Annotated in this window: 9 protein-coding genes and 2 pseudogenes; 4 read left to right on the forward strand and 7 right to left on the reverse strand. The window is 46.3% G+C overall.

Going from position 1 to position 17,756, the window contains the following annotated elements; all coding sequences use genetic code 11:
* The first annotated feature begins 58 nt into the window (after window positions 1-58).
* Window positions 59-400 carry a carboxymuconolactone decarboxylase family protein gene (locus tag AABA11_RS06425; protein ID WP_265729255.1) on the forward strand — a complete coding sequence of 114 codons (342 nt, stop codon included), beginning with the start codon at window positions 59-61 and terminating at the stop codon, window positions 398-400.
* An 87-nt stretch (window positions 401-487) separates the two neighbouring features.
* Here AABA11_RS06425 and AABA11_RS06430 read toward each other — a convergent pair whose 3' ends face one another.
* The gene (locus AABA11_RS06430) at window positions 488-1,969 is read right to left on the reverse strand and encodes a RimK family protein (RefSeq protein WP_265729256.1); all 1,482 of its coding nucleotides are present in this window, start codon (window positions 1,967-1,969) and stop codon (window positions 488-490) included.
* 273 nt (window positions 1,970-2,242) lie between these two features.
* Here AABA11_RS06430 and AABA11_RS06435 point away from each other — a divergent pair, with 273 nt between their 5' ends.
* Complete coding sequence (locus AABA11_RS06435) at window positions 2,243-3,394, forward strand: peptidase C39 family protein (protein WP_265729257.1); 1,152 nt, start codon at window positions 2,243-2,245, stop codon at window positions 3,392-3,394.
* A 52-nt stretch (window positions 3,395-3,446) separates the two neighbouring features.
* Here AABA11_RS06435 and AABA11_RS06440 read toward each other — a convergent pair whose 3' ends face one another.
* Complete coding sequence (locus tag AABA11_RS06440; protein WP_265729258.1) at window positions 3,447-4,280, reverse strand: amidohydrolase family protein; 834 nt, start codon at window positions 4,278-4,280, stop codon at window positions 3,447-3,449.
* Between the two features lie 164 nt (window positions 4,281-4,444).
* On the opposite strand from AABA11_RS06440, the gene AABA11_RS06445 reads away from it, so the two are divergent.
* The gene (locus AABA11_RS06445; protein ID WP_338266383.1) at window positions 4,445-5,515 is read left to right on the forward strand and encodes a threonine aldolase family protein; all 1,071 of its coding nucleotides are present in this window, start codon (window positions 4,445-4,447) and stop codon (window positions 5,513-5,515) included.
* A 67-nt stretch (window positions 5,516-5,582) separates the two neighbouring features.
* Here AABA11_RS06445 and arsJ read toward each other — a convergent pair.
* The 4 genes and pseudogenes from arsJ to AABA11_RS06465 all read right to left on the reverse strand — a co-directional run bounded on the left by arsJ (window position 5,583) and on the right by AABA11_RS06465 (window position 9,743).
* A pseudogene (gene arsJ, locus AABA11_RS06450) lies at window positions 5,583-6,808 on the reverse strand (organoarsenical effux MFS transporter ArsJ).
* 94 nt (window positions 6,809-6,902) lie between these two features.
* Window positions 6,903-7,106, reverse strand: a pseudogene (locus AABA11_RS06455) (type I glyceraldehyde-3-phosphate dehydrogenase); the annotation flags it as partial.
* Between the two features lie 269 nt (window positions 7,107-7,375).
* Complete coding sequence (locus AABA11_RS06460) at window positions 7,376-8,227, reverse strand: universal stress protein (RefSeq protein ID WP_265729259.1); 852 nt, start codon at window positions 8,225-8,227, stop codon at window positions 7,376-7,378.
* A 25-nt stretch (window positions 8,228-8,252) separates the two neighbouring features.
* Window positions 8,253-9,743, reverse strand: coding sequence for a SulP family inorganic anion transporter (locus AABA11_RS06465; RefSeq protein ID WP_338266386.1), 1,491 nt, complete (start codon window positions 9,741-9,743; stop codon window positions 8,253-8,255).
* Window positions 9,744-10,181: 438 nt separating this feature from the next.
* Between AABA11_RS06465 and AABA11_RS06470 the strand changes: the two genes are divergently transcribed.
* Window positions 10,182-16,601 carry an Ig-like domain-containing protein gene (locus tag AABA11_RS06470; RefSeq protein ID WP_338266388.1) on the forward strand — a complete coding sequence of 2,140 codons (6,420 nt, stop codon included), beginning with the start codon at window positions 10,182-10,184 and terminating at the stop codon, window positions 16,599-16,601.
* Here AABA11_RS06470 and AABA11_RS06475 read toward each other — a convergent pair.
* Window positions 16,598-17,745, reverse strand: a protein-coding gene (locus tag AABA11_RS06475) for an IS3 family transposase (protein ID WP_338266390.1) whose coding sequence is annotated in 2 segments (ribosomal slippage) — window positions 16,598-17,508 and window positions 17,508-17,745 — 1,149 coding nt in all. Because the reading frame shifts where the segments join, the coding sequence is not laid out codon by codon here. The two genes, AABA11_RS06470 and AABA11_RS06475, sit on opposite strands and share 4 nt — an antisense overlap.
* Window positions 17,746-17,756 lie beyond the last annotated feature (11 nt).

The following is a 17,756-nucleotide window of genomic DNA, read 5'->3' on the forward strand; positions in this document are numbered from 1 at the left end:
CCTTTTTTATTGTCTTTTCATTTTATATATTAGGTTTATCTTATTTATGGAGGCTGACATGAAAAACTACAATGAAATAAACAAAGAGCAAAATACTTTTTCACGAGAATACCGCAAGGCATCCCCCGAGATTTTGGATGGCTTTATGACCATGTACAAAGCGTCTATGCGTGAAGGGGCACTTTCAAACAAGGTAAAAGAATTGATGGCGCTGAGTATCGGCATTGCCGCACGATGCGACGGCTGCATTGCTTCTCATGCCAAGGCATCGATCCGAGCCGGTGCCTCAAGACAAGAGCTAATAGAAACCATCGACGTTGCTGTCATGATGGGTGGCGGCCCTTCGGTAATCTATGGGACGCAAGCGCTGGCTGCCGTTGATGAGTTTTTGGCGGGGTGATTTTATCGATGAAGAGAATGAAAACTTGAACTTCAGCGGGATAAAAGGCGACCCATCAGTCGCCTTTTGTATGGCTAGTGTGTTTGTTTAGTAAGCGTGAATATCGCCACGCTTCATCTGCATTCGGCGTAGGAATTCCGACATGATTTGCATATAAAGTTCGTCTCCTAGGTATTTGTCTTCTACTCCGCGGTCAATACTTGGGTTGTCGTTTACTTCGATAACGTAGCCGCGACCGTTTATTTCTTTTACGTCGACGCCGTATAGGCCTTCACCAATTGGTTTGGTGGCAGCGATGGCGGCTTGTAGCACGCGTCGTGGCACTTCGAAGGTTGGTAACGTATCAAATCCGCCGCTTTGGCTTTTGCTACCTGTATGTTGGTAAATCTGCCAATGGTTTTTCACCATGTAGTAGCGACAAGCAAAGATCGGTTTGTTGTTCAGTACGCCGATACGCCAGTCGAATTCGGTGTAAAGGTATTCTTGAACCAATAGCAAAGACGATTTTTTAAACAAGGTGTTCAAACTTTCAGTCAAAGCTTCGCGGTTTTCAGCTTTTATAACGCCTTTAGAAAATGCACCGTCTGGGATTTTTACCACCATAGGGTAGCTGATAACGGCTTCCAATGCGTCTTCTACGTTGCTTTCACCTTTGTGTACTATGCGTGTTTTTGGGCAAGGTACTTTGTGAGTGTTGAACAAATCTGCTAAGTACACTTTATTGGTACAACGCATGATGGATTGTGGGTCGTCCATAACAACCAAGCCTAAGCCTTCGGCTTTTTTAGCGAAGCGATAGGTGTGGTGGTCGATGTTGGTGGTTTCACGAATGAACAAGCCATCGTATTCTGGTAGACGCATGATGTCTTTTGGACCAATGGTATCGACGTGTATACCAAGTTGTTTACCGGCTTGGATAAACTTTTTAATTGCTTGGTCATCACTAGGCGGCATGGCTTCTTCTGGGTTAACCAAAATGGCCATGTCGAATTTCGCCGCACGTTGAATGCGGCCTTTGCTCCATACTTTATTGCTAAAAGCTTCTAAGGATTCGGCGAACAGGGTTTCTTCTGCGTCGTTCAGTTTACTTTGTGATGTAGAGAAGAGGGCGGTGACTTGCCATTCTTTGCGGAATTTCAAAGTCACTTCCAATACAGGGCTTGGGAAGCTTTCGAATAATTTGCGTGCAAATTCCTTCATTTCTGGATGAATGGTTTTGCCGAATACACAGTGGAATTTCATTTCCATTGGTGCGTCTGGTTTGGCCAGTTTTTTTGCAAGTAAAGGCAGCCATTGTGAGATCTCCAGCTCATAAAGGTCTTTTTTACTTAGGTCGTTTAGCACGCGCACAGACGGCATAACGTGATGGCCGCGGCTTTCTGCCAACAGAGAGCAGTAATATCCATCGGAGAGATATTTACTGCTTTTACAAAGGTTGATGATGCGAGTGCGGCCTTGGCTTTTGGTAGCCGCCAAGTTTAGGTATTGCGTGAAAGTGATAACACGGTCGCTTGGTAGAAATGCGGACCAATCTTTGGCCTGATCAACAACTATGTAAGTCTGTGACATTGGGTATGCTTTTCCTTTTGCTTAAAAAATCATTATGAGTGTTTAAAAGTTTTATCAAAAATGGGGGGTAAAAAATACCCTCAATTTGTGCGGATGGTGCGCTTGTTTTACTAATTTAACAATAGTCTAAAATGAAAAAATAAAATGTTTTTTTGATGAAAAAATAGACTATCTTTTAGATAGGTTTCGCCCTAGAATGCGCGAAAATTTTCATCGTTAAACTGTCAGTAGTTCGACGATCCTAGCGACCTTTTGCCCTTTAGAGGCGATGTAATGATCACAAGCTCGGTCACCTGTTCTTTCCCAAATATTGATATACGTTTAGCTAGTATAGATGATTTAAAAGCATTGCTCGTTTTGGAGGGCAAAGCCTTTACTGGTGACCGTTTGAGTCGCCGTAGTTTTCGTCATGCAATTACGAGTTCTGGTTCAGCGCTATTTGTTGCAATGAAGGAAGACGGTGAACTGCTGGGTTATGCCTTGCTGCATCTTCGCCAAGGTACTCACTTGGCTCGTTTGTATTCGCTAGCGGTATCACCTGAAGCACGGGGCCTTGGTATCGGAAAATTGTTGATCCAAGCCTGTGAGAAAAAAGCCCTCAAAAAAGGCAAGATGTTGCTGCGTTTGGAAGTTAGTGATGTGAATCACAATGCCATCGCCTTGTATCAAAAAATGGGTTACAAGGAGTTTGGTCATTACGATGCTTATTACGAAGACCAAACCGATGCGATTCGTATGCAGAAACGTTTGCGTCATGCGGGTGATGAACAAACCACGCGCGCGATTCCTTGGTTAGCGCAAGGTACGCCATTTACTTGTGGTCCTGCATCATTGCAAATGGTGCTGTCTTCCATGCACCCAGATTATCTGGCAACGCCGAACGATGAGTTAGAAATTTGGCGTGAAGCGACGACGATTTTTATGACGTCTGGTCATGGCGGTTGTCACCCTATGGGGCTGGCGTTGGCAGCGAAAAAGCGTGGCTTGTCAGCAGACGTTTGGTTAAGCGAAGAAGGTCCTTTGTTCGTCGACAGCGTGCGTAACGAGCTAAAGAAAGAGGTCATTACTCGCGTGCATGACAGTTTTGTTGAGCAATGCGAATATGTCGGTGTGCCATTGCATTATACGGCGATGCCGCTAGAACAATTAATAGAAGCCTTTGACGAGGGCGGCTTGGCGATTATCTTGATCAGCACCTTTCGCATGGACGGGAAAAAATCGCCCCATTGGGTGGTGATGTCGGGCTACGACGAACATTGTATTTTGGTGCATGACCCCGATTTAGACGACGATAAAAAATTGCCTGACGATCCACCAAGCCCACTGGATTGTCAGTTTGTGCCGATTGCCCGGGATGAGTTTGAAAAAATGTCGCGCTTTGGGCAGAGTCGTCTTCAGGCTACTGTCGTACTAAAAAGGCTGTAGTACTGCAAAGATTGTAGCGCTGAAAACGGCTTAGTTTTTGTTGTCTGCTTATTTATATTGGAAAGCCGCAGAGTTTGGCTGCGTTTTCCCAGAAAAACTTTGCTCGTACCCTAGTATCGGGAAATTGCTTCTCAGCAAGGGTGAGCAAGGTGCCATAATCCATTCTATGTTGTGCTTTTAAAAACGGCCAATCTGATCCCCAAATAATGAAATCTTCTCCGAAATTTTCGACAATCGCCTCGACATAAGGTTTTGTATCTGTATAAGGAAAGGCGCCTTGCGTGAATTTGGCAAAGCCAGAGATTTTAATATAAGCACGTTGTGTTTTGGCTAACGCTAAGATGGCTTGAAAGCCCGCGTTGTTTACACCGTGTTCAAGGTTTGGGCGCCCACAATGATCAATCAAAATGGTTGCTTTGGTTTGCATCAGTAGCGGTGCTAATCGGAGCATTTGCTCATTTTCAACCTGAACTTGCACGATCATCTCTAAATCTGCCAATCGATCCATCAAGGGCAAAGATCGAGCGAAATGCTCAAATCCGTAATAGGCTACATTAAACGTCACGCCAACAATGCCTTGGGATTTTAGCGTTGCCAATTCCTCTGAAAGCGTATCTTGTTTAACGACAGCCATACCTTTGAAGCGACCGTTAGAGCGAGCTATCGCATCCAATAAAGCACGATTGTCATTTTCGCCGTAGGCGGAATTTGGGCCAATTAATAAGGCATGTGAAACGCCATAGGTTTCTAAAACTTGCAGAAAATAATCTGCCGTGGCGACTTCATGGCCTTCTGGCGCGTAAGGAGAATCGGCTTGATAGGGAAATTGTTGCGGGTCAAAAATATGATTATGACAATCGATTTTGCGCTCAGTAAATACCGACATAATGGCTCCTTTTATAATGTGTCATCACAGTAATGAAAGCGCTTCGTTTAGGCTATTTGGTTTTTGACTTCTGGTATTGGAAAAACGGAGGGCGATTGCTTGGTTTTCATTGCGAGCATGGTATGGTTCATGGATACGAAATAAATGAATGGAGGAGTAGTTCAATGAGGGTTGCGTTTACCAGTGATAATGTTGCCGGTGCATCGGATTCTGTTTTTAAGGCCATGATGGAAGCTGCTCAAGGCGATGCTATGCCGTACGGTAATGATGATGGCTCGGCGCAAGTCACGCGTATGTTGTCGGAACTGTTTGAGTGTGATGTGGATGTGTTTTTGGTGTCCACCGGTACGGCCGCGAATGTATTGAGTATCAGCGCGTTAACGCCACCTTGGGGGAGTGTATTGTGCCACCAAGAAAGTCATTTGCTAAACGACGAAAGTACCGCACCGGAGTTTTACACTAGTGGTGCGCGATTTGTTGGCATTGGTGGTGCGGATGCGAAGATGGATCCTGCTCAGTTGCAAAAACTGGTTAATCAGAAAATCGAAGATGTGCACTCCTGTCAGCCTTCTGTGATCAGTCTGTCACAAGTGACCGAAGTGGGCAGTGTGTATTCTTTGGATGAAATTCGAGCCATTACTGATGTGGCTAAAACGGCAGGCTTGCCAGTTCACATGGATGGCGCTCGTTTTGCCAATGCTTTGTTGGCTTTGGGTTGTACACCCGCTGAAATGACATGGAAAGCGGGTGTGGATATTGTGTCTTTTGGCGCGACAAAAAATGGTGTGATGGCGTCTGAAGCCATCGTATTGTTTAAGCGGTCTTTAGAAGATAAAGGCTTCTCTAGCGAGAAAGTAGCCAAAGAGCTGGGTTATCGTCGTAAGCGTGGCGGCCATTTGCATTCGAAAATGCGTTTGTTATCCGCTCAGATGATTTCTTACTTAACGGATGATTTGTGGCGTATTAACGCGACACACGCCAATGCCATGATGGCGTTGTTGCAAGATGGTTTGAAAACCGTTCCAGGCGTAAAAATTAACACACCAGCTCAGGCAAATATGCTGTTTTGCACCTTGCCATTGCCAATGATTGATCATTTGCAAGCCGAAGGTTTTGGCTTTTATGGCGGTCGTTGGGAAGAGGGTGTGATTCGATTGGTGACGTCTTTTAGAACGCCAAAAGAAGGTGTTGAGGCGTTCATCGCATCCGCTAAGACGTTTGCTGCTCAACAATAGGATTGGATGTTTTATTGATATGGCTTGTGTTTAAAAAAATCGACATCGTCGACGATGTCGGTTTTTTCTACTGGATGGCTTTCTGTGGTAACCAGAACGAAATAACGCTGGCAAGAATAAGAAACCCACAAGACACCCACAAGCAAGCTGTCAAACCAAAGTCCTGATAAACCCAACCCGACAACATGGTGCCGATTAGTCGTCCCATGGCGTTTGCCATGTAATAAAACCCTACGTCCATCGACACGCCATCTTCACTGGCGTAGTGCACGATTAAATAACTGTGTAGTGAGGAGTTAATGGCGAATACCACGCCAAACACTATGAGCCCACTCAGTAATATCCATAAGGTTTGATCGGATGTTTGTATGTCAACGGCAATGGCTGCTGGAATGATGCTGAGCAGTATGGCCCAGATATTTGCTTGGCGGCCTGTTGGCGCTTCTTGTTGCGCTTTTCCGGTTAGGTGAGGGGCGAGGCTTTGTACTATGCCATAACCTATAACCTATAACCTATAACCCATAAGGCAAGAAAGCTGCCGACACGCCAATGATCCCAGTCAAATTGGCTGGATAAATACACCGGAACGGCGATCACAAACCAAACATCCCGAGCGCCGAACAGAAACAGTCGCGCCGCAGATAGAATATTGATCTCGCGGCTCTTAGAGAACATTTTTGAGAATTTAGGTTTATTTTTGGATTTGTCTAGGTCTTCTCTAAGTAAGTACAGGCTGGCGAGCCAGACCAGCCCAAGTGCGATGGCCATCACCAAGATAGCATCATGAAAGCCGATACTGCTTAATAGAAAGCCGCCTAAGAAAAAGCCAACGCCCTTGAGTGCATTTTTAGAGCCCGTTAGCAACGCAACTCATTGATACAATGTGCCACTGGCGTTTTTGGGTACTAGGGTTTTGATGGCGCTTTTGGCACTCATCTTGTTGAGATCTTTTGCAATGCCCGATAAGGCTTGGGCTGCCATGCCCCATGGAATAGACAGTGTGCTGGCTGGCAATAAAAGCATCGATAGGGCGATGATTTGCATGGCGAGGCCAATGTTCATCGTGCGGTTGAGTCCCCATTTTGCGCCTAGCCAACCGCCGAATAGATTGGTAATAACGCCGAAAAACTCGTAAAACAAGAAGAGCAAAGCGATGTCCAGTGCGCCATAACCTAGCTGGTAAAAATAGAGCACAACTAACATACGCAACGCGCCGTCGGTTAGCGTAAAATTCCAATAATTGCCTGTCACTATGAGGTACTGCCGTACGTTTTTAGAAGGCTGTTGCAGCATAAGGGCTCGCTTTGTCACTTTGTTGAATTGTGTTGAGTTTATTTGTCCATTAATCCGACTTTGCGCATGAGTTCTGCGGTTCGATTTGCGTAACCCCATTTAGCTTTCCTTTGAGTTCAGGAAAGATGTGAGTGATTGCCGTCGCAGATCCTGTTGTGGTTGGTATTAGACTAGTGCCGCAGGCGCATGCACGACGCAAATCTTTGTGCGGGGCGTCGATGATGGTTTGTGTGTTAGTAATGTCATGAATGGTGGTCATGGAGCCGTGCTTAATGCCAATGGACTCATGTAAGACTTTTTGTGTAATCAATAGAAGGCTGCGTAGGCGAGTGTCGTCTGCGAGGGCTTTGTAAAAAATATCCGGTGTCATTGTGTGTCCGTCATGGCGAAATAATGCGGGGATTGTATGTGAAATAATATATATATGAAAATTCATATATTTTGTTTTAAATAAAGTTTAATGAGGATGTCACATTGTGTGAGGTGCTATGGCTTGTCGGTGGCAATAACAAAAGGGCGAATCTTGATACGTTCGCCCTTTATGGATTGGTAATCGGAAGGCGTAATCTAACGTAAAATTAGCAGTGGAATGGTGCTTTCGATGATCATTTTACTGGTATTACTACCAACAAAAAATTGACGTACCTTGGAATGAGCGTACGCGCCCATCGCCATTAGCTCGATTTGGTGTTCTTCTCGATATTGGGTGAGCACAGGGTAAATCTTACCTGGGATGATTGAAGCGGTGACTTGAAAGCCCTCATCTTCAAGGCGTTTTTGTGCTTGAGTGATTTTTTCTTGTCGTTCAGGTGTTGATTCACCAGCCATGACCAAGTGGCAAGGTAGGCCAAGCAGTAATGGGCTTTTTGCGATACGAGCAATGGCGTTGTCGGCGGCTTCTCGTCCGTCGTACGCGATCATAAAATTACTCGGTGCGGTGAATTGCCCCACGCTGATTAAAATTGGACGGTGTGACGTGCGAGCGACACGTTCGATATGCGAGCCAATGGTGTGGGCATTCTGAGTATGGTTACTACCAAGGCGACCAAGAATAATAAGGCGCGTTGACTCTTCTAGGTCGGTTAGGTTTTCGACTAAATCCCCGTGGCGTTGCACTAAATCGATTTGCTTGGCGCCGGCTTTGAGAGCAAACTCTTTGGCGTTCTCTAAAACAAGTTTGCCATGTTCAAGAGCAAGCTTGGCGCGCTTTGCGTCCAACGCGACCAGCTCGTCTAGAAGGTGCTCTCGGCTACCAAAACCAATGGAGCCCGATAGGTCATCATCGGTTCTGATGGCTTCTTTTTCTAAGGAGTGCAGCAGGGTGATTGGTGTGTCCATTTGTTTTGCGGCCCACACTGACGCGGTGGTAACACACTCAGATAATGATGATCCATCAATACAAGCTATTACATTCATCATGTTGCACTCCTTCTTATTGTTAGGGCTAGTGACCACCCATTACTTTTTCGACTTCTTCGGGGTTGTTATGAACGCCAAATTTGTCGACAACGGTTGCACTGGCTTCGTTCATTCCTATCAGTTCCACGTCTGCGCCTTCGCGGCGGAATTTGATCACCACTTTGTCTAGCGCGGATACGGCTGTGATGTCCCAAAAATGCGCATCACTCAGATCGATCGTAACCTTTTCTACGGCCTCTTTAAAATCAAAAGACGCATTAAATTGATTTGACGACGCAAAAAACACTTGACCAATAACTTTGTAAGTACGGTGTCCTGCTTGCGCACTTTGTTCGCTTTTTACCACCATAAAACGACCAATTTTATGAGCGAAGAATAAAGATGCCAGTAACACACCAACAAAAACACCGATGGCCAAATTGTGAGTGGCTACCACGATGGAGACTGTGGCTAACATAACAATGTTAGTCGAAAGTGGGTGTTTTTTCAGGTTGATTATGGATTCCCAAGAGAAAGTACCAATGGACACCATGATCATAACAGCGACCAATGCCGCCATTGGGATCTGGCCGATCAAATCATCGAGGAACACCACCATGATTAGTAATAAAAAGCCCGCAATAAACGTGGATAAACGACCACGACCACCGGATTTCACGTTGATAACCGATTGACCAATCATGGCACAACCCGCCATGCCACCTAATAAGCTAGACGCAATATTGGCAACACCTTGGCCTTTGCATTCACGGTTCTTATCGCTGGTGGTGTCAGTAAACTCATCTACGATGGTGGCCGTCATCATGGACTCTAATAAACCAACAACCGCAAGCCCCAATGAATAAGGCAGAATGATCAGTAGCGTTTCTAGGTTTAAAGGCACATCCGGCCATAGGAAAATAGGCAGTGTGTCAGGCAGTTCACCCATGTCGCCAACGGTGCGGATGTCTAGGCCATAACTGATGGCAAAAATAGTCAACAAAACAATGCACACCAATGGAGAAGGTACCGCTTTGCCAATCACTGGAATCAATGGGAACAAATAAATAATGCCCAAGCCCACTGCTGTCATGGCATAAACGTGCCAAGTGACATTTGTTAGTTCGGGCAGTTGTGCCATGAAAATGAGAATAGCCAATGCATTGACGAAGCCAGTCACCACTGATCTCGAGACAAATCGCATCAAGGTTCCGAGTTTTAAATACCCCGCAAAGATTTGAAAAACACCCGTTAGCAAACTGGCCGCTAGCAAGTATTGCAAGCCATGCTCTTTTACAAGTGTCACCATTAATAGCGCCATCGCACCGGTTGCTGCTGAAATCATGCCGGGGCGGCCACCCACAAACGCAATGACCACGGCAATACAAAATGACGCGTATAAACCGACTTTAGGGTCAACACCTGCAATGATAGAGAAGGCAATGGCTTCTGGGATAAGTGCCAGCGCAACGACTGTGCCGGCGAGAGAGTCGCCTTTTATATTCGAGAGCCAATCTCTCTTTATCGTATCGATCATGTATTACCTTCTGAAAGTATTTGGGCAAATAATATTGACGCTGATGACTTCAGCCTTCGACTTATTTGTTTAATTTATCGTGCTTGGAATATTGCGCCATGGCTAGAGTGCAAATTGCGCTTCTATTTAGGCTCGTAGAATGAGTGAGTCATTCAGAATAGACAACGGACAACATAGTCTGGACGTATTAACAATATCACTGTCCGAAAGTGGGAAAATTATAAAGATTTGATTTCTTTATGGCAATGACAGTCTGAACTGATGCGCAGGCAGAACAAATGATCAGTGCAATCAGCGCCTAAAATGACTCAATAAGCAGAAAAATCCCTCGACTGTACCAAGGTACAATAGCGAGCAGGCTTTTAATCTCCTATCTTGGTAGTAATTATAAAATTATTCTGACTTTTACATAGAGTCTCTTTATTTAGGGAAAGCATCATGAGCGACAGTCAAGTACCATTTGCCACATTAGGTAACGCGATCGGTTTTATATCTAAGCTAAGCGGTTCGGTAACGATTCAGTCAATCGACGGGCAAGAGCGCGTTGTCAAAATCGGTGATCCTATATTCTTCGGTGAGACGGTTGTGACAGGCGCTAACAGCAGTGTCACCATTGCCTTTATTGACGGAACAGAAGTCGTAATTGGTGGAGACTCTGTTGTAGAAATAACAGATGAAATTTACAACTCGGGTGATAACCAAGACCTTGTTGCTGACTCATCAACGGATATTGATGCGTTGCAAAATGCTATTCTTGCAGGTGATGACCCTACTTTAGTTCAAGACGCGCCTGCCGCAGGTGAAACACAAGGCGAACAGCAGCGAGTGGATGTTGATGTTCAACGTACAGGTGCTCTTGGCGGAATTAGCGGCGGTAATGACACTGATTACTCATCTTCCCTGCCAGGCTTTGGCTATGATACGAACGGTCAAGGCAGTTATGGTTCTAGACAAGAAAATGTGACAACAACACAGCAGAATACTACCCGTAATTCTTCTTCAGACACGACGACATCCGATACAAGCGTTTCCACCCCTACAATCAGTTTAGCTACTAGTAGCGATACAGGTGAGTCTAACTCAGATCTGCTCACTAATGACACTACAGCTACGTTCACATTAAGCAACATTGATAGCGATGTTGTCTTGGTGCAAATCTATAACGGCGACACGCTGATAAACAGCACAACAGCAGTGGACGGCTTGCAAACCTTTACCGCGGAAGTGGGTGATTTAACGGAAGGCACAAACAGCCTTACGATCAAAGTGACCGACTCTTCTGGTAATACGTCAACTTCTTCTCCTGTCGTCGTTACTTTGGATACAGTGGCCAATGAAGGCACGGTGACAGTGAATGCGATCACGTCTGATGACGTGATTAACGCGAATGAAGCGGCAGGCACAGTGACCGTAACAGGTACGGCGACAGGTGGCGACATCGCAGAAGGCGATGCAGTTACGATGACCATCAACGGCAACGTTTATAACACAACGGTCGATGCTTCAGGAAACTGGTCTGTCGATGTGGCGGGTTCTGATCTTGCGGCAGACACAGAGTTCGATGTGGTTGTGACGTCTTCTGATGATGCTGGTAACACGGTTAATAGTGTTGGTACTTCGACTCATACGGTTGATGTTGATATTAATGGACGAATGTCTATATCAGATGTTACATCGGATGACATTATTTCTGCTGCTGAAGCTCAAGGTACTGTAGCTATTACTGGGATTGTTTCTGGGGATGTGAAAAATGGCGATATAGTTACTCTTACTGTAAATGGTAAAGAGTATTCTGGCTCCGTTACTAATCGTTTGTTTAGCATAGATGTTGCTGGTAGTGATCTTGCCCAAGATTCAGATAGACGTATCGATGCAACAATTACTCTGAGCGACAATGCAGGAAATATTCTTGTTGTAACTGCTAACTCAAATTACCAAGTTGATACCACAGCAGCGAGCGCGCCAACGGTTAGTATCGTTGACGATACGAATGACGATGGTTTGATCAGCAAAGACGAGTTGGGCAATAACAACGTCCAAGTGAGTGTGGCGGTGAATGCGGCGGATCTTGCGGCAGGCGGATCAGTGACGTTGAGCATCGGTAATGGCGATAGCGATAACACCGTGACGTTGACAGCAGGCGATCTGACTGACAATGCCACTTACAGCTACGACGCAGAGACGGGCACGATCACGTGGACAGAAAGCGTGGCGGAAGGTGCGCAGATCACAGTCACGGCGACACAAACGGATGCGGCGGGCAACGAGTCTGGTACAGGTTCAGACAGTGCGACGTTGGATACGACGGCAGCGAGTGCGCCAGGCGTGACTATCACAGAAGATGTGAACGACAACGGCTACATCAGCGCAGCCGAGCTAGATGGTGACGTGAACGTGACCATCTCTCTAACGGGCACCAATGCGGTTGAAGGCGACAAGTTGACGGTGAACGGCGAGACCATCACGTTAACAGCGGCTCAAATCGAAGCGGGCGAAGTGTTGACGACGGTAGCGGCGCCAGCAGAAGGCGCGACGTTGACCGTTGAAACAACGATTACCGACAAAGCTGGCAACGTGTCAGAGAAAGGCTCTGACAGTGCTATCATGGATACCTCTGTGAGCGGCTTGACGTCGGACATCACGGATGCGACGAACAGTGGTTCGAACGACGACACGATTACGAACGATGCGACGCCAGACATTAGTGGTGTGACAGAAGCGGGTGCGACCGTGACGATCACGTACACGGATGCAGAGGGTCAACCTCAGACTGCGACAGGCACGGCGGATGCCAATGGTAATTACACCATCGCGATCGAGAATGCGTTGCCGGAAGGTTCAAACAGCTTGAGCATCAAAGCGGTCGATGTTGCGGGCAACGAAAGCACGACCACGCAAAACGTGACAGTGGATACCTCTGTGAGCGGCTTGACGTCGGACATCACGGATGCGACGAACAGTGGTTCGAACGACGACACGATTACGAACGATGCGACGCCAGACATTAGTGGTGTGACAGAAGCGGGTGCGACCGTGACGATCACGTACACGGATGCAGAGGGTCAACCTCAGACTGCGACAGGCACGGCGGATGCCAATGGTAATTACACCATCGCGATCGAGAATGCGTTGCCGGAAGGTTCAAACAGCTTGAGCATCAAAGCGGTCGATGTTGCGGGCAACGAAAGCACGACCACGCAAAACGTGACAGTGGATACCTCTGTGAGCGGCTTGACGTCGGACATCACGGATGCGACGAACAGTGGTTCGAACGACGACACGATTACGAACGATGCGACGCCAGACATTAGTGGTGTGACAGAAGCGGGTGCGACCGTGACGATCACGTACACGGATGCAGAGGGTCAACCTCAGACTGCGACAGGCACGGCGGATGCCAATGGTAATTACACCATCGCGATCGAGAATGCGTTGCCGGAAGGTTCAAACAGCTTGAGCATCAAAGCGGTCGATGTTGCGGGCAACGAAAGCACGACCACGCAAAACGTGACAGTGGATACCTCTGTGAGCGGCTTGACGTCGGACATCACGGATGCGACGAACAGTGGTTCGAACGACGACACGATTACGAACGATGCGACGCCAGACATTAGTGGTGTGACAGAAGCGGGTGCGACCGTGACGATCACGTACACGGATGCAGAGGGTCAACCTCAGACTGCGACAGGCACGGCGGATGCCAATGGTAATTACACCATCGCGATCGAGAATGCGTTGCCGGAAGGTTCAAACAGCTTGAGCATCAAAGCGGTCGATGTTGCGGGCAACGAAAGCACGACCACGCAAAACGTGACAGTGGATACCTCTGTGAGCGGCTTGACGTCGGACATCACGGATGCGACGAACAGTGGTTCGAACGACGACACGATTACGAACGATGCGACGCCAGACATTAGTGGTGTGACAGAAGCGGGTGCGACCGTGACGATCACGTACACGGATGCAGAGGGTCAACCTCAGACTGCGACAGGCACGGCGGATGCCAATGGTAATTACACCATCGCGATCGAGAATGCGTTGCCGGAAGGTTCAAACAGCTTGAGCATCAAAGCGGTCGATGTTGCGGGCAACGAAAGCACGACCACGCAAAACGTGACAGTGGATACCTCTGTGAGCGGCTTGACGTCGGACATCACGGATGCGACGAACAGTGGTTCGAACGACGACACGATTACGAACGATGCGACGCCAGACATTAGTGGTGTGACAGAAGCGGGTGCGACCGTGACGATCACGTACACGGATGCAGAGGGTCAACCTCAGACTGCGACAGGCACGGCGGATGCCAATGGTAATTACACCATCGCGATCGAGAATGCGTTGCCGGAAGGTTCAAACAGCTTGAGCATCAAAGCGGTCGATGTTGCGGGCAACGAAAGCACGACCACGCAAAACGTGACAGTGGATAACACGGCTCCAGTAGATGGAGATGGTGTTAATACAATTACATTCGAGACTAATGGTGATATCTATTTAAACAAAACTGAAAGTGGAGCTACAAATTTGGCTGGTAAGGTTGAGTTAGGAGCTACAGTAGTTGGTATTGTGATCACGGATAGTGCGAATCCAGCTAATGCATTATCGGTTTCTGTTGATGCTATATCTGTGGATAGCGAAGGTAATGTATCTGTCGAATGGCTTGATTTAGCTAGTTTGGTTGATGGCTCATTAACCGTTTCAATGTCTGTTGTTGATTCAGCAGGAAATGAAGGGAATGTTACTAATTCTGCTATTTTAGACACAACTATAACTGCTGTTTTGTATTTTGATGACGTTACAGAGGATGACATCGTTAATGCTATTGAGTCTCAGGGAACGGTTACTTTAACTGGCATCTTTGCTGTTGAAGATGACACTAATGCTAAGGATATTGTCGTTACGGTCAATGGTCATGAATACACTGTTAAAGCTGAAGACATTCAGAGCGATGGAGGTTTTTCTTTAGACGTTACTGGTTCCGATTTAGCTAGTGATTCTGATCATAAATTACAGGTAACAGCAGAGTTTGAAGATGATGCTGGTAATACCATTATCATTGAAACTGGTGGAGGTCTTAACTACTCAGTCGATCTAAATGTAGCACTCCCTGTCATCACAAATATCACTGATGACTCTGCATCATCTGATTACTCTAAGGTGACTTTGCACGGTACTGGTGAGGTTGGTGCTGTTATTACATTGTGGGTTATTGCTAACTCAACAACGGCTGGTAACGATACTCAAACAGGTGAATACACAGAGTTAACCAGTGTTACCACGACGGTATCTAGTGATGGGACTTGGTCGTTGGATGTTTCAAGTCTTTCTGAAACACCAGTGAACGACAATGAGTTCTTCAAAGTGACTCAAACGGACACTGCGGGTAATGTCAGCGGAGATTCTAATATTGTTCATTACTGGCATGGTGATTGGACAAGTGTGAGTACAGAAACCGGTGATGATTTTGTGTTGCTAGGTAGTGGCAACGATACCGTCACAGTTGATGTCAATGACGACTCTGACTCTCTCACGGTTGATGGTGGTGCAGGTAATGATAAAGCTGTGTTCTCTTCTGCGCTTTCAGAAATGCAATCTATAACATTAGATGATGCTGGTAATGTCGTTATTGTTGACGATCAAGGTGATACCAATACCTTCATTGACTTCGAATCGTTCTCGTTTGATGGGGTTGTTTATTCTAAAGAAGCCTTGTTTGCTCCACATGCTCATGATGATGAGGCAACAACTGACGAGGACAGTGCCGCGATTACTATTGATGTACTTGCTAATGATGTGGATTTCGACAGTCCAACTTTAACCATAACGGGTGCAGACGTGTCAGCGTCACAGGGTACGGTCACGATTGTTGACGGTAAGCTAGAGTTTACACCTGCAGCAAATTTCAATGGTGAGGCCACGATTACCTATTCGGTTAGTGATGGTACAACGACTGACACAGCAACGGTCAGTGTGACCGTGAATGCAGTGGATGATGCGGTTGACGCGGTAAATGACTCTGTGACGGTTGCCGAAGACGGCAGCATTACGCTGAATCTAATCGATAATGACAGTGCGCCAGATGGAGGATTGGAAGTTACGGCGATCAACGGCGTTGAATTAACCGGCGAAGCGCAAACGATCAGTGTTAACAATGGCAGTGTCGTGATCGCGGCCACGGGTGAAATGACGTTCGAGCCAGCAGCTGACTTCAGTGGTGATATCAATTTTGACTACGATGTAAAAGACACCGATGGTTCCACAGATACTGCGACGGTTAGTGTTACTGTGAATGCCGTGGCGGATGCTCCAATTATTACTGAGTCTAGTAATAGTAGCTCTCCAGGTATTGCCTACTCTTTCTGGAGTGGTGTTTATGCGGGGGATGCAAATGGTGACGGTGTGGCAGACTTTGATGGTAATGGTGCAAGTGTTGAGCAGCTGACTGCATTGCTAGAATCAACGCAGAATACTAAATCATCTGATTACAGTGGCGTTATTGGGGAAGTCTCTTCAATTAACGGTATTCAACAGGGAACGCTTGCTGTTGCGACAACGTATGTCTATTTAGAAGCCGGTTCATCATATAGCTTCTCAGGAAATGCTGATGATAGTTTTTATGTGAAAGTCGGTGGTGATTTGGTTGCGGAGGCTCAGTGGGATAATGGAAATACAGCAATTGAATCCAGTGTATTAACGGTCTCTGAGTCAGGTTATTACCCTGTTGAAATTGCTTACCATAATCAAAATGGTGATGGTTTTATTAATCTCGCTGTGAGTATTAATGGCGGTGATTCCCAAGTATTTGGCACAGACTCTTTTTCTATGTACCCAACGTCTGGACTTCCCAGAGTTTGCTAGACAGTAGGAACTTCTAAAAAATACTTTTCTTCGAACTTAGCAGGTGACACGCCACCGGTATGCGAATGTCGTTTTATCGGATTGTAGAACATCTCAATAAAATTAAATATTTCACCTTTCGCTTCCTCTCGTGTCGAGTAGATCTTTCGTTTTGTCACCCTCTTCTTGAAAGTCGCAAAAAAGCTTTCTGCCACCGCATTATCATGACAATTTCCTCGACGGCTCATTGATGGTGCTAAATTATGAGCCTTCATAAAAGCAAGATAGTCAGAGCTCGCATATTGGCTCCCCTGATCGCTGTGAACCAACACTTCACCTTTAGGTTTACGCTGCCAGATGGCCATTAGTAGAGCATTAATGACCAGATGACGATCCATCATTTTATCCATTGACCATCCAACAACACGTCGGGAAAATAAGTCGATAACAGTCGCGACGTACAAAAAACCTTCATGGGTCCTAACGTAGGTGATATCACTTACCCACGCTTTATTAGGGGCATCAGGGTTAAACTGACGCTTCAATATGTTGTCAGCAATCTTGCCTACTTTACCGCCTTGAATATGGCGACGTTTATAGCCAATCTGGGCCTTAATCTTGTTATTACGCATGATCTTGGCAACACGATGTACGCTACAGGATTCTCCCTCATCACGAAGATCTCGATGTATCCATGGACTTCCATAGGTGCCACCACTTGCAATGTGGCATTCTCGAATCTTCTCTAAAAGTCTTAGATCTTCAATGGCCCGATCAGACAGTGGCTTTTTCAACCAAGCATAATAACCGCTTCGATGAATTTTAAAGACGTGACACATCAATTGAACAGAATGCTCTTTTTGGTGATCTCGAACAAAGGCGTACTTTACTCTGGGTTGTTGGCAAAGTACCTTGCGGCCTTTTTTAGAATGTCACGCTCCTCCGTGATTCGTCTCAGTTCAGACTTGAGTCGAGCGTTCTCAGAGGCTAAATCAATGTTTTCGGATGGTTGAGACTGTGGCTCTCCATACTTTTTGATCCAAGCGTATAAACTATGGGTGGTTGTATCGAGCCGTTGAGCGACTTCAACAACAGAATAACCACGCTCTGTCACTTGTTTAACCGCTTCTCTTTTAAATTCTTCGGGGTAACGTTTGGACTTCATAAAACACCTCT

Source organism: Marinomonas pontica (genome assembly GCF_036322735.1).
In the GTDB taxonomy this organism is placed as follows: Bacteria; Pseudomonadota; Gammaproteobacteria; order Pseudomonadales; family Marinomonadaceae; genus Marinomonas; species Marinomonas pontica.